17 protein-coding genes and 2 pseudogenes are annotated in these 21,433 nt (G+C 61.4%); 11 read left to right on the plus strand and 8 right to left on the minus strand.

Features of this window, described 5'->3' with window-relative positions:
* Window positions 1-74: 74 nt before the first annotated feature.
* The 4 genes from QZ648_RS22975 to QZ648_RS22990 all read right to left on the minus strand — a co-directional run bounded on the left by QZ648_RS22975 (window position 75) and on the right by QZ648_RS22990 (window position 7,474).
* Entirely contained in the window at window positions 75-3,731 is a 3,657-nt protein-coding gene (locus tag QZ648_RS22975) for a hypothetical protein (RefSeq protein ID WP_169068580.1), read from the minus strand.
* Window positions 3,732-4,347: 616 nt separating this feature from the next.
* The gene (locus tag QZ648_RS22980; RefSeq protein ID WP_169068653.1) at window positions 4,348-5,337 is read right to left on the minus strand and encodes a tyrosine-type recombinase/integrase; all 990 of its coding nucleotides are present in this window, start codon (window positions 5,335-5,337) and stop codon (window positions 4,348-4,350) included.
* Window positions 5,334-6,245: a tyrosine-type recombinase/integrase gene (locus QZ648_RS22985; RefSeq protein ID WP_291985968.1), complete on the minus strand. Its 912-nt coding sequence runs from the start codon at window positions 6,243-6,245 to the stop codon at window positions 5,334-5,336. The genes QZ648_RS22980 and QZ648_RS22985 overlap by 4 nt, the downstream gene beginning before the upstream one ends.
* Window positions 6,239-7,474 (minus strand): tyrosine-type recombinase/integrase, encoded by a 1,236-nt coding sequence (locus QZ648_RS22990; protein WP_291995983.1) that lies wholly within the window; start codon window positions 7,472-7,474, stop codon window positions 6,239-6,241. The genes QZ648_RS22985 and QZ648_RS22990 overlap by 7 nt, the downstream gene beginning before the upstream one ends.
* 1,054 nt (window positions 7,475-8,528) lie before the next feature.
* Here QZ648_RS22990 and QZ648_RS22995 point away from each other — a divergent pair.
* The 4 genes from QZ648_RS22995 (at window position 8,529) to QZ648_RS23010 (ending at window position 12,383) form a co-directional block, all read left to right on the plus strand.
* Window positions 8,529-9,167, plus strand: a complete 639-nt coding sequence (locus QZ648_RS22995; protein ID WP_248595660.1) for an AAA family ATPase — start codon at window positions 8,529-8,531, stop codon at window positions 9,165-9,167.
* Window positions 9,168-9,214: 47 nt separating this feature from the next.
* On the plus strand, window positions 9,215-9,490 hold the full coding sequence (locus QZ648_RS23000) for a ribbon-helix-helix domain-containing protein (RefSeq protein WP_169068699.1): 276 nt from the start codon (window positions 9,215-9,217) through the stop codon (window positions 9,488-9,490).
* 25 nt (window positions 9,491-9,515) lie between these two features.
* On the plus strand, window positions 9,516-10,703 hold the full coding sequence (locus QZ648_RS23005; protein ID WP_291998417.1) for a replication protein: 1,188 nt from the start codon (window positions 9,516-9,518) through the stop codon (window positions 10,701-10,703).
* A gap of 792 nt (window positions 10,704-11,495) precedes the next feature.
* Entirely contained in the window at window positions 11,496-12,383 is an 888-nt protein-coding gene (locus tag QZ648_RS23010; protein WP_291998418.1) for a DNA-primase RepB domain-containing protein, read from the plus strand.
* A 76-nt stretch (window positions 12,384-12,459) separates the two neighbouring features.
* Here the strand turns inward: QZ648_RS23010 and QZ648_RS23015 are convergent, their stop codons facing one another.
* Together QZ648_RS23015 and QZ648_RS23020 are read right to left on the minus strand one after the other, a co-directional pair.
* Window positions 12,460-12,774 (minus strand): type II toxin-antitoxin system RelE/ParE family toxin, encoded by a 315-nt coding sequence (locus tag QZ648_RS23015; RefSeq protein ID WP_169068739.1) that lies wholly within the window; start codon window positions 12,772-12,774, stop codon window positions 12,460-12,462.
* Window positions 12,771-13,040 carry a type II toxin-antitoxin system ParD family antitoxin gene (locus QZ648_RS23020; protein WP_169068561.1) on the minus strand — a complete coding sequence of 90 codons (270 nt, stop codon included), beginning with the start codon at window positions 13,038-13,040 and terminating at the stop codon, window positions 12,771-12,773. The genes QZ648_RS23015 and QZ648_RS23020 overlap by 4 nt, the downstream gene beginning before the upstream one ends.
* Window positions 13,041-13,693: 653 nt before the next feature.
* Between QZ648_RS23020 and QZ648_RS23025 the strand changes: the two genes are divergently transcribed.
* From QZ648_RS23025 to QZ648_RS23055, 7 genes and pseudogenes are all read left to right on the plus strand, one after another.
* Window positions 13,694-14,341: a DNA-binding protein gene (locus QZ648_RS23025; RefSeq protein WP_169068740.1), complete on the plus strand. Its 648-nt coding sequence runs from the start codon at window positions 13,694-13,696 to the stop codon at window positions 14,339-14,341.
* A gap of 598 nt (window positions 14,342-14,939) precedes the next feature.
* Window positions 14,940-15,318 (plus strand): annotated as a pseudogene (locus tag QZ648_RS23030) (type II toxin-antitoxin system RelE/ParE family toxin).
* Window positions 15,299-15,634 carry a helix-turn-helix transcriptional regulator gene (locus tag QZ648_RS23035; RefSeq protein WP_169068486.1) on the plus strand — a complete coding sequence of 112 codons (336 nt, stop codon included), beginning with the start codon at window positions 15,299-15,301 and terminating at the stop codon, window positions 15,632-15,634. Before QZ648_RS23030 ends, QZ648_RS23035 begins: the two are co-directional and overlap by 20 nt.
* A gap of 14 nt (window positions 15,635-15,648) precedes the next feature.
* Complete coding sequence (locus QZ648_RS23040; RefSeq protein WP_169068487.1) at window positions 15,649-16,008, plus strand: transposase; 360 nt, start codon at window positions 15,649-15,651, stop codon at window positions 16,006-16,008.
* A 359-nt stretch (window positions 16,009-16,367) separates the two neighbouring features.
* Window positions 16,368-17,603: a tyrosine-type recombinase/integrase gene (locus tag QZ648_RS23045; RefSeq protein ID WP_291995983.1), complete on the plus strand. Its 1,236-nt coding sequence runs from the start codon at window positions 16,368-16,370 to the stop codon at window positions 17,601-17,603.
* Window positions 17,597-18,508, plus strand: coding sequence for a tyrosine-type recombinase/integrase (locus QZ648_RS23050; RefSeq protein WP_291985968.1), 912 nt, complete (start codon window positions 17,597-17,599; stop codon window positions 18,506-18,508). Before QZ648_RS23045 ends, QZ648_RS23050 begins: the two co-directional genes overlap by 7 nt.
* Window positions 18,505-19,245 (plus strand): tyrosine-type recombinase/integrase, encoded by a 741-nt coding sequence (locus tag QZ648_RS23055; protein ID WP_169068490.1) that lies wholly within the window; start codon window positions 18,505-18,507, stop codon window positions 19,243-19,245. The genes QZ648_RS23050 and QZ648_RS23055 overlap by 4 nt, the downstream gene beginning before the upstream one ends.
* 107 nt (window positions 19,246-19,352) lie before the next feature.
* Here the strand turns inward: QZ648_RS23055 and QZ648_RS23060 are convergent, their stop codons facing one another.
* Window positions 19,353-20,324: an AAA family ATPase gene (locus tag QZ648_RS23060; protein ID WP_169068491.1), complete on the minus strand. Its 972-nt coding sequence runs from the start codon at window positions 20,322-20,324 to the stop codon at window positions 19,353-19,355.
* Window positions 20,324-21,394 (minus strand): annotated as a pseudogene (locus tag QZ648_RS23065) (IS481 family transposase); the annotation flags it as partial. The pseudogene QZ648_RS23065 and the gene QZ648_RS23060, both read right to left, overlap by 1 nt.
* Window positions 21,395-21,433: the final 39 nt, after the last annotated feature.

Here is a 21,433-nt window from a genome sequence, read left to right on the forward strand (position 1 = left end):
ATCCCCCAATTTTAGGCGAACGGAAAACGGAACGGCTGGCGGCCAGAGAAGCACGAGCGCAGTCGGAGATTTCTCTACTGCGTTGAGGCCTTGACGGAGGCGGCGCGGATGAAGCCGATGGCGGGGCCGAACTGGACCTTCTGCCAACCGGCGCTGGCGTCTTCCAGCGTCGTCGGCCAAGCGTCCGGTGGGATCAGGGCGATCGCCGCCGCGGCGTCTTCCGGCGCCGCGCGCAGCAGCGTCGGCTCGCCGGCGGCCAAGGTCGGTGCCGCGGCGCGGGCCGTGAAAATGGAAGCGAGCGCCTCGACCTGGGCGGCATCGCCCACTTCACCGTGCAGGGCGGCGGGGTCCATCCCGCGGCAACGTTCCAGCACCGCTGTCTCGACGACCGTGGTGGCGTACTGCGCCATCGCCACGATGTTGTCGGACAGCTCGATCCGCGTTTCAGGATTTTCCGAGCGAATCAGGTCCCGACCGAGCAGCGACCATTCCCGGAAGTGGCCGGTGCCCTGGCAGTCGGGCGCGGTCAGGGTGACCTGCTGGCCCTTCGAGAAGATTCGGTAGCTCGCTCCCATGCCCGCCGCGCGGCTCGCAAGGTCCGCCGGGGCCACCGCGATCTCCGACTCCGGGCCGATGCCGCGGATGTCCAGCGCTCGCTGCGACTGCGGCGCAGGCAGGGACTCGACTAGGCAACGAAAGATCAACGCCTTGATCCGCGGCCTTTGCTGCGGCGGCAGTGGCGGGCTGAAGCTGACGCTGACGGCGTTGTCGGTCCAGGCGGGCGGGGCGGCCAGCTTCTGCTTCACGTCGTCGTCAGAGGACTGCAGCAGAAGGTTGAGCAGGTCCAGCGCGGCCAGCGACGGCGGATTCACCTCCAGCGTCCGGCCGCTGAAGTTGAAGGTCCACGCCCATTGCCGCGGCCGGTCGGTGCGTACCAGGTAGAGGTGTTCGTCCTGGCGCACCGTGCCCTCGATACCGGGGCTCAGCGTCACGATCATGTTGCCGGAGGCGGGCAGGGCCTGGCCGGCCGGTTCGAACTCCAGCTTGGTGCATTCAAAGCTGACCGCGCGTGCGCGTTGCTGCTGCGGCAGAACGAGGCCGACGCTCAGGGGGTCGATGGCCACCGCTTCGCCAGCGTTCAGCCGGTCCAGCAGCGCCGGCGTCTGGGCGTCGGTCATGCCGAACTCCAGCGGCGCCACCAGAGTGTTGTTGAAGTCGAAATCCTGCAGCAGCCGGTTGCGCAGGTCGTTGACCGTCTGGTCGAACAGCGGCTTCAGGGCGGTTGCCATTTCGGTCAGGGAGGCGGCATCTAGACTGTCGCGGCCGCCAAGCAGCGTCACGATCCTGTCGAATACGGCGTCCAACGACCAGTCGACGGACAACTGCTTGAACACAGTCGTCTCGTAGGCCTTGCTCATCAGGTACAGGCTGTACTGCAGCGACAGGCGGGCGTTCTGCGCCATGCCCTGCACGACCTCGTTCGCCTCCGGGCTGAGTCGCGCGACCTTGTCCTCCTTCTCCGCCTGCAGCAGACGCACCGCGTCGGCATTGGCGGCGAGGCGGCCGTAGCTCTCGGCGATTTCGTTCAGCAGCGCGCAAAGTCCGCCGAAGATGCGCGCCTTGTCGGCATTCAGCGTTCGCAGGTCGCCGGTGACCGTCTGCCACTCGGGGCTGGAATCCTCCAGCTTCGCCAACTCCGCCTCGATCTGCGCGTCGGACACCTGCAGCGCCTTGAACGCTTCGCCGGCGCGGGCAACGGCGGGGCCGATGCCGTCGGCCACGTCGCCCCAGCCCTTGGCGGCCAGCGAGGCCTGCTTTTTGCCGCTGTTCGGCTTTGTGTCCTTGGCCTTCTTGGCTTCCGCCTCGGCCTTCTTCTTCGCCGCAGTGGCCTTGTTCTGCGCCTGACGCGCCTTGTCGATGGTGTCGCCCATCTTGCTGACGGTGTCCGGCACGTCGGTATCGGAATCGGTCAGGTCTGCCGCCACGTTGGCCAGGTCGCCGAGTGCCCCCGCCGCCGGCTGGACGTAGGGGATCACCTGGGCGATCGCGCTGGCCATCTTGATGCCGAACTTGATCTGCGCCCGGATATGCAGGTCCTGCGACGCCTCGTTGTACAGCCTGGTGCGTAGGGCGTCGAGCTTGTGCCCCATGGCGCGCAAGCGCTCCTCCAGCGCCATCAGGTCCTGATCCAGGGCCTCGACGCGCGCCTCCGCCTTGTGCAGCCCGGACACCACCCGCTCGGTGTCGGCCAGCGTGTCCTCAATCGCGCTGGCCATGGCGTTGGCCGCACTCTCGGCGTTGCGCTCGGAATCGCCGACCCAGGCGGCGAGCAGCAGCATCTCCAGGGCCCGTTCCGCTTGCCGCTCGTGCAGCCGGACCGTCGAGGCCAGCGACAGCAGCGGCATGAAGCCAAAGGGATTGCCGAAGGCATCCAGTTGCGTGTTGAGCCGGGTCAGCAGCGATGCCGCGTCGGACTGGGCGGCTGCCCAGGCGGCGGTAAGGTCCGCGTCCCAGGCGCCTGCGGCCGTCGGCATCGGCTGCGCGAGGGCGGCCATGTACGGCTTCAGCAACCCGGCCACCGTCTCGCGCTCGCCGGCAAGCAGCGCATCGCGGGCATAGCGCAGCACCGTCCTCAGCTGCAGCGGATGCAGCCAAGCAGACGGCGCCTCGACCAGGCTAACCGCACCCTGTTTCCCGTCGCCGCGGGCGGCGGGCTGGGCGGTATGGCTCTTGCCGTCCACGAAGGACTTCGGGCTGCCGTCGATCGACCGTACGTGGGAGGCGGCGGTAGCGCGGAACAGATCGAACTGATTGGTCACCTCGTAGTGAGCGCAGGTTGTGGGATGGCCGGCCCGGCCGCCGCGCACGTCGCCGGCCTTGGCGCCGGCACGTCCGCCGCCGTTGGCCAGCAGGGCCCTGACCGAGGCCGCGTTGGTGGTGAAGGCACCGCCATTGCCACCGGAGCCCGGCACACCCGGCTCAACGGCGTCCTGACCGCTGCTCGGCCATTTCTTGGCGCCGTAGTGGCCGTGGTACTGGGGGATGAAGCCCCACTTCCAATGGAAGTCGGCATAGACGCAGGGATGCGGGTATTTCGCCGTGGCGGTGTTGAGGTGGCCGGAATCTCGGAGTTGAAACTGGTTGCTGACCGTCGACATGCGGTCGCCGGGCTGGCCGTCGAAACCGTGCCCGGCAGCCTGGCCGTGGCCACCGAGCGCAAGGAAGGCCTTTTGCGCTGCCGGGGCATCAATGGTGTCAAGGAAGAGGGTGATCGTGCCGGCACTCGGGCCGGCGATCCCGTCGCCCGCCTTCCGGCGGTTGACGGGATCGCCGTCCGGCGCCTTGGCGACATCCCAATCCAACGGACTGGTGTTGATGCGGCCGTCGTCGCGGATTGCTAGCCGGCGGGCGAAGATCGTGACGTCGGTTTCCGGCAGCGACAACTCGCCGTGCAGCGTGACGGTATCGGCGACGATCACGACGCTGCGGCGCTTCTCCTTCGGCCGGTCGGCGTTCAGCTTCTCTGTCCGCGGACGGTTCAGCTGACGGAAGATGCCGTTCGGGGCGCCGTCCTTGAGCACGATATCGACGCCCGACACCAGGGTCTCGGGGCGACCATCCGGCCGCACGCGGTCGGTCTGCCGTAGGTACAGCTCGCTGTCGCGGGCTGGCGGTTCGCTGCGCGCGACCAGGATCTCCCGTTCACGGCCTTCAAGCACACTTGTCTGCATAAGGTCACCTCCACGGTAAGCGTAGGAACTTCAACGCCAGGTTTCAAGGGTGCGGGTGAGTGTTGAGTCCGGTCAATCGTCCGGACTGGCGTGGGCATGGCCAGAAAACCGCGCCGTTCGGAAGTCTGCACAAAGGAGTTCTCCGGGCGCTGGTCGTGCCCTCGGCTCGGCGACCAAGCGCCGGGGTCGGGCAGCAGCGGCCAGCCGTTGTTACACTTCCCGTCAGTGTCATCGGCGACCACTTCCGCATGGACCATCATGCCGGGCCATCTGCGGGTCACCGGCTTGCAGCTAAGTAAGCGGTCAGACAGCGCGGCAGAAATGGTGGCTCTCGATGGGAGAGGGTGAAGCCCGCCTGGCGCTGGGCAGTCTGTTTTACAGGACACTTCGGCTGCAGGACGTCGAGGTGGACAATATGACGGCGGGGGTCCGCGACCGGAACGCGCTGGTTTCTGCTTCGGCAGCGGGCCCTGCTGCAACTGGGGGTTGTAAGCGGGAACCGTCAAATATGCGGTGCACTACATATTCGGCGATATGCAGAGTCCAGGAATATGCAGAATTGCAGGCGTGGGAGCCTTGTGCTGACGGCCATGTCGGCTCCCATCGCTCAGCATATTCAAGCGCCCCGCAGCGAGGCGATCAGTTTGTCTGGCGCCCGGAACCGTCCTTTTTTTAGTGAGAGCGGCACAACGGCGCTCATTGCATCCAGCTTTTCTGTTGGGTCCGCCCGCAAGTAAATTTCGGTCGTCTGGATGTCTGCATGGCCGAGCCAGAGCGAGACTTTGCGGATATCCCCCGTTGCCTGCAACACCATCATCGCGGCGCTGTGCCTCAGGCTGTGCGGCGAGATGTGCCGTTGCTTAAGCACGGGATATCGTTCGGCGGCCGTCTGAACGTATTTGTTGAGAATGTACTCGAAGCCGGATCGAGTTAGCGGCTGGCCGCGCGCATTAACGAACAACTCCGTCGCCGGCGCCGGACCGCGCACCGCCAACCACGCGCGCAAATCCACGCAAGTCTGCTTCCAGAGTGGGAGCAAACGTTCCCGACGGCCCTTGCCCATGATCCGCACATTGGGCGATGGTTGCCACTCGATCGCATTTATCGGCAGGTTGACCAGTTCCGAAACGCGCAACCCGGCGGAGAAGCATAGGTGGAGCATAGCGCGGTCGCGGATGCCGTCGTGGCGCTGGAGATCCGGCGCATTGAGAACGGTCTGCATCTCATCCATCGACAAATAACTGATCAAGTGGGAATCGGTGCGCTTCGCCGGGATCGCCAAAATGCGCCGGCTTTGTTCCAGCAGCGCCGGCACGCGATGCTCGATAAAGCGCATGAAGGACTTGATCGCCACCAAGCGGGCGTTACGCGTGCGCGGGCCATTGTGGCGCTCGGTTTCAAGGTGTTGCAGGAAGTCCATCACCAATTTGGCGTCGATCTGCTCAAGACTTAGCGCCGATGGCGTAAGCCGCAGTCGCTTGCCGGCAAACTCGAACAGCAACTGGAAGGCGTAGGCATAGCTGTCGCAAGTGTGCTCGCTCGCGCCACGTTGCAGGGGAAGGCGTTCGCGCAAAAAGGCGGTGATATGGGGGGCGATCGGTGTCATGGCGTTTGCTCCTCGAACAAGCGCTCGCATACGTCGACGATATCCTCCATCAATCGTGGCGAGCTTTCCAAATACCAGTACGTGCTGCTTGGGACTGCGTGACCAAGGTAGGTCATCAGTGCCAGCATGTGGCTCCCAATGTGGTCGCGAGCATGCGGGCAAGCTATCAGCGCATTCGACGCAAAGGTGTGACGAAAATCGATCAGCCGGGGCCTCGGCTGCCCTGCTTGGCGGGGAAGACCGCAGGCTGACAGGAGTTTGTGGAATGTCGGATACACTGCGTCGAGACTCAATGGACCGAGCTGTGTCGAGAGGAACATATGGTCATCATTGGTGGCAACTCGGCGGCGTTCGACCAGATATCGCTCCAGTGCCGCCTGGGTCGTCGAGTGCAACGGCACCAGCCGACTTTTTTTAAACTTCGTGTTGCGGATCACCAAGCCGTCAGCGGAAATGTCCTGGAAATGGAGGCTGATGGCTTCGGAAATACGCAGCCCGGTCGCGGCCAGCAGGCCAATCAAGGTGCTGTAGGTCTGCGCCCGTAGCGTCCCTGGCGGACCAAGGTGCAGCGCTTGCGCCATCAGCGCCTGGATTTCGTTCTCGGTATACAGATAGGGGGTTGGCCGCTGCCGCCGCGCACAATACACGCCCTGCGGCGGGATCTCGTGGCGACCATCGGTAGCATGAGCAAACCGCGCAAAGCGGATGACCATCTTCAAACGGTTGCTGCGTTGCGATTCCGACCGCCCTTGCCCTGCCCAGGCGATGGCCGTCGCGGCGACTATGACGGTGTCTCCTTGCGCACTGGCGAAGCGGACAAAGCCTCGGAGGCGGTGTTCGTCATCGACGAGAGCGAAACCGGCCGCGTGGCGAACAGCCAAATAGGTATCAAGCGCGTCCTTTAGCATGATGTCGCTCCCGGCCACGGCCTGATGACTTGCTGCAATAGTCCGATGTCGACTTTGGCGTACAAGGCGGTGGTGTCGATGCTGCGGTGGCGCAATACTTCGCCAATGACCTGGAGCGAAGCGCCTTGGCGGAGCAACCCGGTTGCCGCCGAATGGCGGAAAATATGGGAACCGAACGACAGCGCCTCGACACCGGCACGCCGGATGGCACGCGTAGCGACATGCTTGACCACGTTTCGGGTGATCGGCTCCCATGGAGCGACAGCGGTGATAAAAACGTAGACGTCGTTTACCGAGGGACGCGCTTGCCGCAAATAGTTCAAGATGGCGTCACCGACGTCCTGAGGCAAAGGCAGTTTGGCCTCATGCCGACTCTTGCCGATGACGGTAAACGTGCCGTGCAACCAATCGATATCGTCGAACTTCAACGAGGCGACGTCGCTGGCGCGCAGGCCGAGTCGTGCCAACAGCAGAAGGATGGCTTTGTCGCGGATATCGATAGGCCTTGCGCCATTGCATGCCTCCAGAACACGCTCTACGTCGGCCGGCGGCAAATAGCGGGGCAAGCTCGCCAAGCGCCATTCGGCAATGGTCGGAATGGCGGCGTCGAGGCCCGGCTGACAACGTTCAGTGGCGATCAAAAACCGAAGAAACATGCGAGCGGCTTTTACACGGGTTTGTGCAACAGCGCGGCCGTTGCGCTTGGCGTAAGTCAGAATGAAGCCGTGGAGCTTGGTGGCATTGAACTGCTCTGGTTGCGGGTCCAGCGAAGAGAGCAGGTCCATGACGTGCTGGCGATAGGTGATCAGCGTCGAGGGTTTGACGCCACGGTGAATTTGCATCCAGTGCTCGAATGCGGCCACCAGTTCCGGCGGAGCTAGCGCCGCCTTGGTAGCGACGATGCCTTGCTGGGCGCGAAGAAACTCCGTGAACTGTTTCGCGCCGCGCCAGTAGATCGAATGCTGTCCCTTCGTGCCATGCAGCCGACCCTGCTTGGCCAAATGATCGCAGAAGGTATTCCAAACACCTTCGTGCAAGGAAGTCAGGTCACCACCGGCCACCTGCATCCAGTTGGCGAAGCCGACCGCCCCAAGGAGAAGATGCCGGATGGCGTCTTTGCAATAACCCCGTTTCACCAACCAGTCAGTGAAAGGGTCTAGATAGGGACCGACAGGTCCCGCATAATACCCCGCGCGCGTTGCCGGGCGCGTGAAATAGGTCGTAAGCATACTGTCCTCCTTTGGCTAACCAACCGTTCAAGGACGACAGTAATATGCCGAGAAAACCGGCAAAAGAAACCGCTGCAACCACCTGATTTCAAGGCAAATGCTGCCGCCCTAGGAAAGAATACTCCTCATATTCCTGGACTCTGCATATCGCCGAATATGCGGTGCACTACATATTCGGCGGTTCCGGCTTACAACCCCGATTGCACGTGTCCTGCACAGCGCTCGTGACCTGGGGACAGCGTTTCACCAGTGACATTGCGGTGCCGGACGGCGGTAGCCGTTCGCTGGAGGGCCGTTTCACCGTATTCTGCTTTTCAATGATGGCCTGCAATGCAGCGTGGAGGAGAGGCAACGATGCGCGTTCGCTGGGAGACAAGTACCAGGTACTACGAGGTCCGCCTGATGCGTGACCTGCTTCAGGATTGGGTGCTCGTCGTTTCCAGGGGCGGGAAGACCAATCGTCTTGGTGCGCTCCGGACTCTTTTCGTATCAAGCGAAGAGGAAGGCATGAAGATGATCGAGACCGTGGAGAAGGTCCGAACTCGCCGCGGATACGTTCGGGTGCCTGTTTAGCTGTTGCCCCTACGCGTGAGCGCAAGCCTTGCCACTTCGTCTTCCGCCCCGGCGGCCGTGCGATCCCAGTGGTCCACACAAATCGTGGTCAATCCCTGTTTGTGCGCCCAACAGTCGAACCATCGGGTCTTTTAAATGGACATGCCGCGTCCCCAGGTTCGTTTCATGGCACTAAGTGCTATGTATGGGCAAGCTCAAAACCATGACAGATAAAACATCAGGGCGTCCACGCGCGCGCTGCGCGCACCAGTCCTGAAGTCCAGGCCTTCGACAACGATTCTCATGACGCAAAAGCCAGGCAGCGGCGTCAGCTTCGCTCACGCTGGGTGGCGGGGCATGGCTGCGCCCCGCCTCGCCAGAAAAATTTCGGTTTGCCCGCTTTGGCGCTATATTGTTAACGTGATAGCACTACAGCAAACGACCACGAACGCATGCGAGCAGGCTATCATGATACCAATCTATCTTATAAGGAAGTCGTGCCATGAAGACCCTAGCCATCCTTGCTCAGAAAGGCGGCAGCGGCAAAAGCACGATTGCCGTGCATCTCGCTGCCTACGCACGGACGCAGAACATCCATCCTGCCCTGATCGACCTCGACCCACAGGGCAGCGCTTACGATTGGAACCAAGGCCGGGCCGAAAATGACCCCAACAGCCCGAAACTCGATTTCGTGCGGGCGAGAGAAAGCGACCTGCCGAGGGAGAAGAAGAAGGCAGAGGACAACGGGGTGCAACTGCTCATCATCGACACCGCGCCTCACTCAAATCGTGACGCCGCCCAAGCGGCGAAGCTGGCCGACTTCGTTTTAATGCCCTGCCGCCCTGCCCGCTTTGACCTCAAAGCCCTGATTTCAACGGCGGACATCGCCAGGCTATCCAACACCGCCGCCGCCGTAGTCATCAATCATGCGCAACCCAATTCCAACAAGGCGGACGAAGCCAAAGCGGTTATCCAAGGACAAGGCATCAACGTGTTGCCCCCCGTTCTGCACCGGCGCGCCGCGTTCGAGTCTGCCCTGACCGGTTGCCGCGCCGTACATGAATACGAGCCGGACGGTAAGGCTGCACAGGAAATAGCGGAGCTTTTCGCTTGCATCAAACAAGGCTTGAAGCTATCGTGATAGCACGCAAACACGCAAACATCCTTACATGATAGGAGACTAGCACCATGACAAGAGCTAAGTCCGCCAACGACCTCGCCTCGATCTTCTCGCCGCCCGCTCCATCACCGGCAGGAGTCGCGGAACCGACCGCAGCAGCGAGCCCGTCGCGTGTTCGCACGGCATCGCGTGAAGGCAAGCGCGGCAAGCTGGTTTATTTGACCGAGGCAGCGGAGAAGCAGCTAAGTTACATGGGGCTTGAACAGGACAAAACGCAGCAAGCTCTGATGATCGAGGCGGTTAATCTGTTGTTTGCTCACTATGGCCGCGACCAAATCGCTTGAGCAGGGAAGGGAAGGGGAGTGCGGCATGATTGAAGAAAGCACAGCCAAAAAAAAAGCCGTCCGCAGACCCAAGGCATTCAAGCCGATCCCCGTGGACGCTTTCGAGAACCAGCAACTCAGTCTGTTTCAAGACTTTCTCGCCAACACCGACAACGAACGCGCCACGCTCTCCAATGCGGTCGATCTCTGGGACAGCATCCCGCGCTATGCGCTATCCCGCAAGAACCAGGACGAAGTACGCCTCCCTGGGGGGTATCTGCCTATCCGCAAGGTGGCCTTCCACTATCGCGGCATTCCCCTCACCGCAGTCGTCCGCCCCGCCCGTATTGAAGTGCGCGACGAGGCTGGAAACCCGACGGAGGAGACGATTGAATATTACCCAAGTGCCCGCGAAGAGCTGATAGAACACGCTTTGCGTCGCCTCGCCGCAGCACCCCCAGCAGGCTTCTATGACCAGCCAGATCGGCGCAGCGGCTTGATTTTCACGCTTCATCGGTTGCGGCAGGAGCTGGCCAGTCAAGGCCACGCCATGACCTACAGGGACTTGGCCGAAGGAATGGATGTGCTGTCGTTAGGGGCCATTGACCTTGAAACCAGCGACCCCGCCGATCCTCTCGGCGTTCGGCACTTTGCCCGCTCAACTTATTTTCCAAAGCTGATAGGGGTAAAGCGCGACGACCTGGAGAAGAATCCAGAAGCCAAATGGTATGTGGAGTTTCACCCGTTCGTCACGGAAAGCATCGATAAGGTCGCCTATCGGCAGTTCAATTACCGGCGTCTGATGAAATGCCGTACCCAACTCGCTCGCTGGCTCATTAGCCAGCTCGTGCTGAAATACACTGCAGCGGCTATCACCAACAGCTTTGAGATGCGTTTCAGCACGATCAAGCGCGACAGCGGCTTGCTGGAAGGCTACAAACAGCAACGCCAGGCGATCGCCGCTCTCGACGATGCGTGGACGGAAATCAAGGAATTGGGCGTGCTCTACGCGTGCAAGAAGGTCGAGCAACGCGGCAGTCGCGGGAAGCTGGAAGACGCGAGCTATACGCTGTTCCCATCCCGCGAATTTGCTGCCGAGCAGAAGGCCGCCAACCGCCGCCAGAACGACGCCAAGAGCATCGCCAACACGCTTGCACGGCAAACCTCGGCCCCGAGTCAAAGACCAGCAGCAGCCCTAGATAGGCCTGTGGATAAGCCTATGCGGACGCGGTAAAGGCAGGTTGTCCAGCTGACAGGTCACGGCAAAAGGCAGGTTGTCCAACTGACAGGTGGCAGGTTGTCCAGCTGACAGATCACTTTTTTGGTAGGTTGTCCAGCTGACAGGTCGATAAAAGAGCGGGTTGTCCAGCTGACAGGTCACTTTTTTGGCAGGTTGTCCAGCTGACAGGTCCTCAAAAAGTCGGGTTGTCCAGCTGACAGGTCGCCAAATGACCCATCCAGAGGACGAAAAAACACGAGTAGCGGGCCAAAAAACGACCTGTTTTTGCACGGTGACAGGTTGTCCAGCTGACGGGTCGTTTTTTTAAAATATTGTTATAAAAGAAAAAAACCTCTGTTTTTTTCGCCCTATTCTTTTATCCTTTTTTTATCCTTTAAAAAGTCTTTATCCTTGTTCCCGCCGGTGGGCAACTATGCTTGCCATAGGCATAAACACAAACCAAGCCCACGGCTTTTGAGAGTGATCGCGTTACACGCTCAGAGGCAACAGCAACAAGGAAGCAAGTTCCCTACGGCCTTGCCATGCAGAAATCAACAAACAAGAAGACGACGACGAGTTGTTCAATCGACAGATTGTCCCGTGTCAGACTATCCGGGTTGCGGGTTAGAGAACCTCCACCAGGATTCGCAAGAGTTTCTTCCGTAAACAACAACCATGTTTACATGCTATCATGATAGCGTGATAACGTGTTATCAATTACACTCCCCGCCAACGCCCACTAGCTTTCGGCAACGTTCACGGGATAGACAACGCAAATAGAAGCCACGGCGGGGGGCAGGGGGGGTCATGAACGGGAACGGGTCTGACGACGCAGGCGAACCGATCGCCGAGGCGCTGCGCCTGCTCAACTTGTTTGCCAGTGTGGGGGCCGAGGCTTTCGACATCACCCACACCAACCTCCAGCAGGAGAAACGGGGCTTTCGCCCAGCGCAAAGCTTGGCCCAGGCCCGGCAGTCCATGCCCTACCTGGTGCCCAGCGCCGCGCGGCGGCAGAACAATCTGATCGTTCGACCTCGCGCCGGCGACGGCGTCACTCTGGTGCAGCTCGACGATCTCGCGCCGGATGCCCTGGCCCGCATCGCTCCGGCCGCATTCCTGATCCTGCGCACCAGTCCCAGGGGACAGCAGGCCTGGGTGGCCGTCACCAGCGCTCCTCGGGGCTTCGCCGCGCGGCTCAAGGAAGGGACGGGCGCCGACAAGGAAGCGTCCGGCGCCACTCGTGTCGCCGGCACCGCCAATTTCAAACCCGCCTACGCCCCGAACTTCCCCCGGATCCTGATCGACGCTGCCCAGCCCGGGCTGCGCGTCACTACGCAGACCCTCGACGCGATGGGGGTGGTCGCGCCGGCCCGGCCGGTTCCGGCGGCGCCTCCCCCCGCCGTGGCATCCTCCGGCGGGCTACGGACCCGCAAATGGCCCAGCTACGCGCGCTGCCTCGAAGGGGCGCCGCTCGGCTCCGGCGGTAGTCCAAAGCGCACCAGCGCAGATTTCATCTGGTGCAAGATCGCGCTCTCCTGGGGCCACGGCATCGAAGCGACTGCCGAACGACTGCTGGAAGAAAGCGCCAAGGCTCGCGAGAACGGCGAAGCCTATGCTCGGAAGACCGCCGAGCATGCCGACTACGCCGCCCGGCAACGCAACGCCCTGCCACCGGGGCGACCGGCCCGGGGATGAGGAGAGGTAGCCCCAACACGCGTGTCACCAGCCGCCACTTCGATCACAGCAATGCCCGCCGGGACGGGGGGCGTCTTCAGTCTTCGGAATCGTCTTGCAGGATCGTTTCGTAGTCTTGGCCGCCGTAGAAAACGCCAATGATGGATACCTGCTCGGCGTCCACGTCGAAGGCGATCACGGCGCGTTTTTTGTAGTGGGTGATGCGTAGACCGGGACGAACCTCATCGCGCATGGTGCCGCGATGAGGGAAGGTACGCAGGCTCTCGCAGTAGCTCACGATAGCCTCGGTGTAGCGTGCGGCAATGTCGGGAGACGCCGCAGCGGCGATGTAGCCGTACAGAGCCGCAAGCTGTTCCTCTGCCTCGGGGGAGAAGGCAACGCGATAGCTCATCGTGCCTTGGCGTGTTCGGCGGCAAGACGGGCGCGCACCTGGTCAATAGTGACCGCGCGGGAAGGCTCTGCCTTAAGCGCATCGTAGGCCGGGCCTACCTGGTGATGCAGCCAGCTTTCGACGGCTCGATCACGCGCCAGGAGTGCACGTAAGCCGTCGCGGATGACTTCGCTTTCGGTGGCGTACTCGCCAGTCTGCACCTTGGCTTTCACCGCGGCCGCCATGTCGTTAGGCAGGGTGATGCTCAGTTGTTGTGTGGTTCGCATAGCGACCTCCAAAGCGCGTGAATAGGATTTAATCCTACTCTATTAGTCCCCAGTAGACTAGTTTCAGATCTCTCGAAACTCGCCGTTGCGCGTCGCTCCAAGCGAGAACGGTTTTTGAGAGCACCTAGAGCACATCACCGCAGAGTCGCGCTGCTTTCTCGGCAAGGCTTCTCGCAGACCTTCGTCGGTGTTGGTGGCGGCCGTCCTTATCGTGCGATTCTTTCCTTGTCTGAGACGACTCCTGCCACGGGGGCGACTGGCCCGGGGTGGGGAAGAGGGCACTGCGGGGCCAATCCGTCGCTCGGAGCACCCCGGGAATCGGCCACAGCGGGCCGTGAGCGCGTTTTCTTCGGGTGGGGCAGGAACTCCCCTACCTAATCCTTTCTGGCGCGCTCTACGGGCTTCGTCTGACGTGACCTTGGACTCTCCCGGATTTCTGTGGACAAGCCCTTGCATAACCCGGTGCGTTACCCACGCGCTCTACGTGATGGCTGAGGATCGGGCGGCCGCCCGTTTTTGCGCCGGCGGGCCGTTCGGTGCCCCGTTTGTTTCGGCTTTTCTGCGACGGAGTTCTTGCTGAATTATGGTAATTACCGTAATCTTATTACCATTATAACGATAATTTCAGGACGCTATTTCAAGGACATAAAATCATGGCCAAGGCGGTGGTGACGCAAGCGCGTGTTTTCGAGGTGGCACAGGCCCTGACGGACCAGGGCACGGCGCCGACCATCTTGAACGTGCAGGAAGGGATCGGCGGGGGCAGCTATACGACGGTCAAGCGCTATCTGGACCAGTGGCGGGAGGCGGCGCCAAAGCAGCGGCAGCCGGTAGAACTGCCGGAACCCGCTGTCGCCCGGCTGATGAGTCTCGGCCGGGAGTTCTGGGGCCTGCTCGACGAACAGGCCGGACAGCAGGTGGAAGCGCTGCGGGCGGCGACGCGGGAAGAGGTCGCCGCGATCCAGACACAGCTTGACCAGGCGGAGCAGGCGATCGGCCGACTGGAGGCTGAGCGCGAGCAGGCCGAGAGTCATGCTGCAGCGCAGGAGCAGGCCTTGCGTGAAGCGGTAGCGGCGCGAGCGGCACAGACCGAACGGATGGCCGCCGCCGAGGCCAAGGCCGGCGAACTGGCGGCGCGGGTCGAGGACCTCAAGGGCGAACTGGAGCGGGCCCATGCGCGACAGACGGCCGAACGCGAAGCAGTGACGGCTGCACGCGCCGAAGCCCAGGCTGCTGCGGTGGAAGCCGCCCGGTTGCAGGGCGAGCTGACGGCACTTAAGAAACCGCGTTCAAGCGCTTGAACGCGGGCAAAGGGGGTGCGGCAACAGACAGCTTTCTTCGGGAAATCGTTGTTGCGCGGGGGTTGGTTGGGTGGCCTCAAGAGGGTCATGGCGGCGACAAAGCGTGGTTACGGCGCTTTGTCGCCGTTGTTTGTCCGGGCTGGTGTTGTCAAAACAACGGTGCAGTAACGGTAAAACAACGGTAGAAAAAAGGTAAAACAACGGTGCAGTAACGGTAAAAAAAGGTAGAACAACGCTGCAGCGCCGGGCAGGATATGTGAAGTAGGCCCACCCGCAGGCGGGTCGTCCTTCTTCACGAAGCCCTTATTCGCACTGCGTGCTCAACGGACATCCTGCTCTGCGAGGCAGCCGGCTATCGCCGCCACAAGGGGTAGAACAAGCAAGCCGTGTCACCAGCCGCCATTTCGTAGTCGGAAAACGCCGGAGACAAGGTTTCCGGCCATCCGGCCTATCCGACACCGTTTCCCGTGCAGCTTTCGCCCTGTCGAGACTATCGTTTGCGACGCTTTGCCGTCCGGGTGGGAAGCAGGTGTTTTGCGACATCAACGCGACTGGTATCGCGCTTTTGCGTTTACCTGAACAGGTATAAACTGCCGCCATGACCAATGAAGAAAAAGCGCTCGAATGGATCGCGAGCAGCTACAAGGATCTGATGGCGTTGCCGCCTGACGTGCGCAGGCGCTTCGGTTACGCACTGTCGTTGGCGCAGATGGGCGATCAGGACGACGCGGCAAAGGTGCTCAAGGGCTTCGGCGGTGCCGGCGTGCTTGAGGTTGTCGAGGACGATGCCGGCGGCACGTACCGGGCCGTCTACACGGTGAAGTACGCGGAAGCGGTGTTCGTCCTGCACTGCTTCCAGAAGAAGAGCAAGAGGGGGATCGCCACACCAAAGTCAGATATGGACATCATTGCGCGCTCGGCTGAAAGTGGCCGACGCATTGGCACAGGAGCTACGAAATGCAAAAACGAATCATTGAAGGCGTCGAGGTTCAGCGCAGCTCGGGCAACGTCTTTGCCGACCTTGGACTGCCAGACGCCGAAAAACTCAAGATCAAGACCGGCTTGGTAGTCGAAATCAGGAAGGCAATGCGCGCTCTTGGGCTGAATCAACAAGAGGCGGCGAAACGCATGGGCATCCCGCAACCGAAGGTGTCAGGCATGATGCGTGGTGACTTCACGAACCTGTCCGAGCGCAAGCTGATGGACTGCTTGAACCGCCTCGGCTACGACATCGAGATCAAAGTGCGGCCGGCCGCCGAGCCGGTCGGACACCTGACGCTCGCGGTCGCTTGATCAGGTGCCAGCCGATGGTAGCCCGCATTACCGATGAAGAGTGGGACAAACTGTCTCCGGATAATTTCGAGACGCATTCGCTGCTGCGTGCCGTCGATGCCGTGGACGAACTGCGCGACGATCTCAGCGATGGCGAATACGCCACCCCGCCGCAGCTTCGCACCGACCTGCTGAAGCTGCACCAACTGGCAATGGCCGTCATCAACGAGGGATCGCGCAGCCAGGTCGCTTCTCTATTCGAGCTGGCCAGCGATCTGGATGAGCAGGTTTCCCACATGATGACCAATCTGGAAGAGGTACAGGCGACGCTATCGCAATTGACGGCGCTGTACCCGGACCGCTTGTGCTGTGGAGGCCTGGACGGCGACGAATGATGGCTGGCCGCTCCTGCTCTGGCCCATTAAGCGTCAGGTCGCCACGGCGGATCGCATCGCCAAGCACAAGGGACGCAATCCGCAGGAATGCGTCTCCCTGGAAAAGCGCCTGCTGCGCAAGTTGATGAGCAAATGAAGCTCCCGCTTACTCCAAGGTGGCGGCTGGTGACACAACTGCTTGTTCTACCCCAGATTGACGGAATTTTCTGGGATATGCAGAGTCCAGGAATATGAGGAGTATTCTTTCCTAGGGCGGCAGCATTTGCCTTGAAATCAGGTGGTTGCAGCGGTTTCTTTTGCCGGTTTTCTCGGCATATTACTGTCGTCCTTGAACGGTTGGTTAGCCAAAGGAGGACAGTATGCTTACGACCTATTTCACGCGCCCGGCAACGCGCGCGGGGTATTATGCGGGACCTGTCGGTCCCTATCTAGACCCTTTCACTGACTGGTTGGTGAAACGGGGTTATTGCAAAGACGCCATCCGGCATCTTCTCCTTGGGGCGGTCGGCTTCGCCAACTGGATGCAGGTGGCCGGTGGTGACCTGACTTCCTTGCACGAAGGTGTTTGGAATACCTTCTGCGATCATTTGGCCAAGCAGGGTCGGCTGCATGGCACGAAGGGACAGCATTCGATCTACTGGCGCGGCGCGAAACAGTTCACGGAGTTTCTTCGCGCCCAGCAAGGCATCGTCGCTACCAAGGCGGCGCTAGCTCCGCCGGAACTGGTGGCCGCATTCGAGCACTGGATGCAAATTCACCGTGGCGTCAAACCCTCGACGCTGATCACCTATCGCCAGCACGTCATGGACCTGCTCTCTTCGCTGGACCCGCAACCAGAGCAGTTCAATGCCACCAAGCTCCACGGCTTCATTCTGACTTACGCCAAGCGCAACGGCCGCGCTGTTGCACAAACCCGTGTAAAAGCCGCTCGCATGTTTCTTCGGTTTTTGATCGCCACTGAACGTTGTCAGCCGGGCCTCGACGCCGCCATTCCGACCATTGCCGAATGGCGCTTGGCGAGCTTGCCCCGCTATTTGCCGCCGGCCGACGTAGAGCGTGTTCTGGAGGCATGCAATGGCGCAAGGCCTATCGATATCCGCGACAAAGCCATCCTTCTGCTGTTGGCACGACTCGGCCTGCGCGCCAGCGACGTCGCCTCGTTGAAGTTCGACGATATCGATTGGTTGCACGGCACGTTTACCGTCATCGGCAAGAGTCGGCATGAGGCCAAACTGCCTTTGCCTCAGGACGTCGGTGACGCCATCTTGAACTATTTGCGGCAAGCGCGTCCCTCGGTAAACGACGTCTACGTTTTTATCACCGCTGTCGCTCCATGGGAGCCGATCACCCGAAACGTGGTCAAGCATGTCGCTACGCGTGCCATCCGGCGTGCCGGTGTCGAGGCGCTGTCGTTCGGTTCCCATATTTTCCGCCATTCGGCGGCAACCGGGTTGCTCCGCCAAGGCGCTTCGCTCCAGGTCATTGGCGAAGTATTGCGCCACCGCAGCATCGACACCACCGCCTTGTACGCCAAAGTCGACATCGGACTATTGCAGCAAGTCATCAGGCCGTGGCCGGGAGCGACATCATGCTAAAGGACGCGCTTGATACCTATTTGGCTGTTCGCCACGCGGCCGGTTTCGCTCTCGTCGATGACGAACACCGCCTCCGAGGCTTTGTCCGCTTCGCCAGTGCGCAAGGAGACACCGTCATAGTCGCCGCGACGGCCATCGCCTGGGCAGGGCAAGGGCGGTCGGAATCGCAACGCAGCAACCGTTTGAAGATGGTCATCCGCTTTGCGCGGTTTGCTCATGCTACCGATGGTCGCCACGAGATCCCGCCGCAGGGCGTGTATTGTGCGCGGCGGCAGCGGCCAACCCCCTATCTGTATACCGAGAACGAAATCCAGGCGCTGATGGCGCAAGCGCTGCACCTTGGTCCGCCAGGGACGCTACGGGCGCAGACCTACAGCACCTTGATTGGCCTGCTGGCCGCGACCGGGCTGCGTATTTCCGAAGCCATCAGCCTCCATTTCCAGGACATTTCCGCTGACGGCTTGGTGATCCGCAACACGAAGTTTAAAAAAAGTCGGCTGGTGCCGTTGCACTCGACGACCCAGGCGGCACTGGAGCGATATCTGGTCGAACGCCGCCGAGTTGCCACCAATGATGACCATATGTTCCTCTCGACACAGCTCGGTCCATTGAGTCTCGACGCAGTGTATCCGACATTCCACAAACTCCTGTCAGCCTGCGGTCTTCCCCGCCAAGCAGGGCAGCCGAGGCCCCGGCTGATCGATTTTCGTCACACCTTTGCGTCGAATGCGCTGATAGCTTGCCCGCATGCTCGCGACCACATTGGGAGCCACATGCTGGCACTGATGACCTACCTTGGTCACGCAGTCCCAAGCAGCACGTACTGGTATTTGGAAAGCTCGCCACGATTGATGGAGGATATCGTCGACGTATGCGAGCGCTTGTTCGAGGAGCAAACGCCATGACACCGATCGCCCCCCATATCACCGCCTTTTTGCGCGAACGCCTTCCCCTGCAACGTGGCGCGAGCGAGCACACTTGCGACAGCTATGCCTACGCCTTCCAGTTGCTGTTCGAGTTTGCCGGCAAGCGACTGCGGCTTACGCCATCGGCGCTAAGTCTTGAGCAGATCGACGCCAAATTGGTGATGGACTTCCTGCAACACCTTGAAACCGAGCGCCACAATGGCCCGCGCACGCGTAACGCCCGCTTGGTGGCGATCAAGTCCTTCATGCGCTTTATCGAGCATCGCGTGCCGGCGCTGCTGGAACAAAGCCGGCGCATTTTGGCGATCCCGGCGAAGCGCACCGATTCCCACTTGATCAGTTATTTGTCGATGGATGAGATGCAGACCGTTCTCAATGCGCCGGATCTCCAGCGCCACGACGGCATCCGCGACCGCGCTATGCTCCACCTATGCTTCTCCGCCGGGTTGCGCGTTTCGGAACTGGTCAACCTGCCGATAAATGCGATCGAGTGGCAACCATCGCCCAATGTGCGGATCATGGGCAAGGGCCGTCGGGAACGTTTGCTCCCACTCTGGAAGCAGACTTGCGTGGATTTGCGCGCGTGGTTGGCGGTGCGCGGTCCGGCGCCGGCGACGGAGTTGTTCGTTAATGCGCGCGGCCAGCCGCTAACTGTAGCGACGCAAAATGATGTCGGCCCAGACGCACAATCAAGAGGGCTTTCTGACGCAAATTAGTTGAGACGGATAGCGACTCCAGACGCACATTCGGTGATTCTCAAACCACATTACGTGAGACGGACGCACATTGTTGAGACGCTCAATCGCGTTCGCGGTGCGGAGGGTCACAGCGGCAGTCCCACTGCCCGCATTTCCTCGATGAGTTCCGTCGAGCGCTGCGGATTCAGCGTGCCGCGCAGCAGTTCGCGGATCTCCACCGGCTTCGCTTCGAACTGTTCGCATAAAGCGCGCACGTCGTACCCGTGCCGCGTCAGTTGGGGTTCCAGATCATCAATGCGCCTCGACAGCACCGTCTCCACGATGGCGGCGTCGATTGGTTTCACACCGGCTTCAAAGCCTGCTTCGAAAGCGCGCACCAGGTGCCGCCCGATCTGCAGCGGGGTTTTGAGCCTTGCAGCCAGGAGAGTGGCCGCGTCGTCGGTCAGCACTGTGCCCGGCTCGACGCCCTCTTCGAGCGAGGCTTTCATCGCCCAGTCGATGTAGTCGCGCTGCCGGTCGCGCAGACCCCCAAACTCGAAGATGGTAGTCCGATCTCCCACCTCCTCCATCTTGGGGCGGCGCAGGTCGTTCTTGAGCTTGGGATGCCCGATCAGAACGATCGCCAACTGCCCGCCGCCGTCTACGACCAGCTCAAGCAAGCGCTTCAAGGCGGTCAGGGTTTTCGGGTGCAGGTCGTGCGCGTCATCGACGAACAGCGCGACCGGTTTCTTGACCTTGCGGAATAGCTCCTGCAGATCCCGCTCGCGCCGCTCCGACTGGCTCGATATCGTGACCGTCTTCTCCGTCGACAGATCGTAGAACAGTGCGGCGATCAGCAAGGGGACGGTGATTTTGGCCTTGTCCAGGGTCAAGGAGCGCGACACGATCACGCGCCCCTCCTTATCGAGGCTGTCGCGCAGGCGCCGCGCGAGCGCGGTCTTGCCGGAGCCGATCACGGCGGTCAGCGCGATCAGACGCCCTCCCTGGATCGCGGCTATCAGGTCGCGAGTCATTTGCTGGTGATGGTCGGTTTCGAAGAATCCAACATCCACGGGCGGACGCCTGAGGTGGTAGTGCCGCATGACTTCGGTGAGCATCAGGCGATTCCTCCTTTGCGCCCCGCCGGGAAGCGGGTGCGAATGGTTGCAATAATGACGGGCCGTGACAGGGTTTCCGCGAGTAGTTGCGTGATGAAGGCGCGGTCCTCATCGCCGAGCTTCGCAAGCGGCAAGCGCAACTCCTCGGCGATGGCCTGCCGAGCCGCTACCGCATTGGGGAAGGTCAGTTCGTGGAAAGGGTCCGGACCGTCGAACGGCTTCGCCGGCGGCATGAGCGCGGCGCCCGGCGGGGCGCACACCACAATGTCGCTCTCTCCGCTCACCGCAGCACGTGGGATGCTGATTTTCTCGGCCAACTGCGCCACCTGGTCGGCACGATGCTCACGCCGACTCTTGCGATGCTTGCGGTAGCGATGGATCGGGATCGGCCCGCCGACCGGCTGAAACGGGCCGTAGCGGTCGTCACCCAGTTCTGCGAAGAGTTCCTGATCGAACAAACCCCACCATACGATGACTTCCTCGCCGGCCAATTCGGCATCCACCTCGTAGGTCACGCCCGCGACGGTCAGGCGGCAGTCGATCGCCACGGTACGCCGCTCCGGCTCGCGGGCGAAGGTGCAGAATCGTTCCCACGAACACATCGCCCGTAGCCCATCCGCGGGAAGGTGCGTAAGCCAGTCCTCCTGGCGGCTGTGGTCTTCGGTGCGGTGGTCCCGATGGTTGTACTTGGTCACGTAGTTGACGAGCCAGCGATTGGCCTCCGCTTCGGTCGCTGGCTTGTGAAAGTGATACAGCGTCTCGTGCGCTTCCTTCACCGTCCGGAAGGGACGCTCCACCTTGCCCTTGCTGCGCGCCGTGGTGCGTCGGCCGTCGCTATTGCGCGGCATATGCAGGATGACCTCGACGCCAAGGCACTCCATCACGCGGCGGAACACTGCCGACTTACCGACCGGCCCGTTGTCCAGTTGGATCGCGCTCGGGATGCCCTGCAACCGATTTCCTGCTTCCTCCTTGGCTGACATGGCGTTGAACAGAAACCTCAGCCCCGTCTCGACATCCTCGCCGTATACGCAGCGGTATTCCTGGTAGGCCCCTTGACGCTCCCCGGAACTGACCCGCTTTTGCTCACCAAAGCTGACCCACCAAGC

Source organism: Candidatus Accumulibacter sp. ACC012, assembly GCF_907163155.1.
Classification (GTDB): Bacteria; Pseudomonadota; Gammaproteobacteria; order Burkholderiales; family Rhodocyclaceae; genus Accumulibacter; species Accumulibacter delftensis.

Excerpts from the sequence above, each read along its gene's own strand:
- QZ648_RS23050 (WP_291985968.1), top strand. The coding sequence starts at position 17,597 with ATGCTAAAGGACGCGCTTGATACCTATTTGGCTGTTCGCCACGCGGCC.
- QZ648_RS23045 (WP_291995983.1), top strand. The coding sequence starts at position 16,368 with ATGCTTACGACCTATTTCACGCGCCCGGCAACGCGCGCGGGGTATTAT.
- QZ648_RS22995 (WP_248595660.1), top strand. The coding sequence starts at position 8,529 with ATGAAGACCCTAGCCATCCTTGCTCAGAAAGGCGGCAGCGGCAAAAGC.
- QZ648_RS23015 (WP_169068739.1), bottom strand. The coding sequence starts at position 12,774 with ATGAGCTATCGCGTTGCCTTCTCCCCCGAGGCAGAGGAACAGCTTGCG.
- QZ648_RS22975 (WP_169068580.1), bottom strand. The coding sequence starts at position 3,731 with ATGCAGACAAGTGTGCTTGAAGGCCGTGAACGGGAGATCCTGGTCGCG.
- QZ648_RS23005 (WP_291998417.1), top strand. The coding sequence starts at position 9,516 with ATGATTGAAGAAAGCACAGCCAAAAAAAAAGCCGTCCGCAGACCCAAG.
- QZ648_RS23025 (WP_169068740.1), top strand. The coding sequence starts at position 13,694 with ATGGCCAAGGCGGTGGTGACGCAAGCGCGTGTTTTCGAGGTGGCACAG.
- QZ648_RS22985 (WP_291985968.1), bottom strand. The coding sequence starts at position 6,245 with ATGCTAAAGGACGCGCTTGATACCTATTTGGCTGTTCGCCACGCGGCC.
- QZ648_RS23000 (WP_169068699.1), top strand. The coding sequence starts at position 9,215 with ATGACAAGAGCTAAGTCCGCCAACGACCTCGCCTCGATCTTCTCGCCG.
- QZ648_RS23010 (WP_291998418.1), top strand. The coding sequence starts at position 11,496 with ATGAACGGGAACGGGTCTGACGACGCAGGCGAACCGATCGCCGAGGCG.
- QZ648_RS23055 (WP_169068490.1), top strand. The coding sequence starts at position 18,505 with ATGACACCGATCGCCCCCCATATCACCGCCTTTTTGCGCGAACGCCTT.
- QZ648_RS23020 (WP_169068561.1), bottom strand. The coding sequence starts at position 13,040 with ATGCGAACCACACAACAACTGAGCATCACCCTGCCTAACGACATGGCG.
- QZ648_RS23060 (WP_169068491.1), bottom strand. The coding sequence starts at position 20,324 with ATGCTCACCGAAGTCATGCGGCACTACCACCTCAGGCGTCCGCCCGTG.
- QZ648_RS23040 (WP_169068487.1), top strand. The coding sequence starts at position 15,649 with ATGGTAGCCCGCATTACCGATGAAGAGTGGGACAAACTGTCTCCGGAT.
- QZ648_RS22980 (WP_169068653.1), bottom strand. The coding sequence starts at position 5,337 with ATGACACCGATCGCCCCCCATATCACCGCCTTTTTGCGCGAACGCCTT.
- QZ648_RS22990 (WP_291995983.1), bottom strand. The coding sequence starts at position 7,474 with ATGCTTACGACCTATTTCACGCGCCCGGCAACGCGCGCGGGGTATTAT.
- QZ648_RS23035 (WP_169068486.1), top strand. The coding sequence starts at position 15,299 with ATGCAAAAACGAATCATTGAAGGCGTCGAGGTTCAGCGCAGCTCGGGC.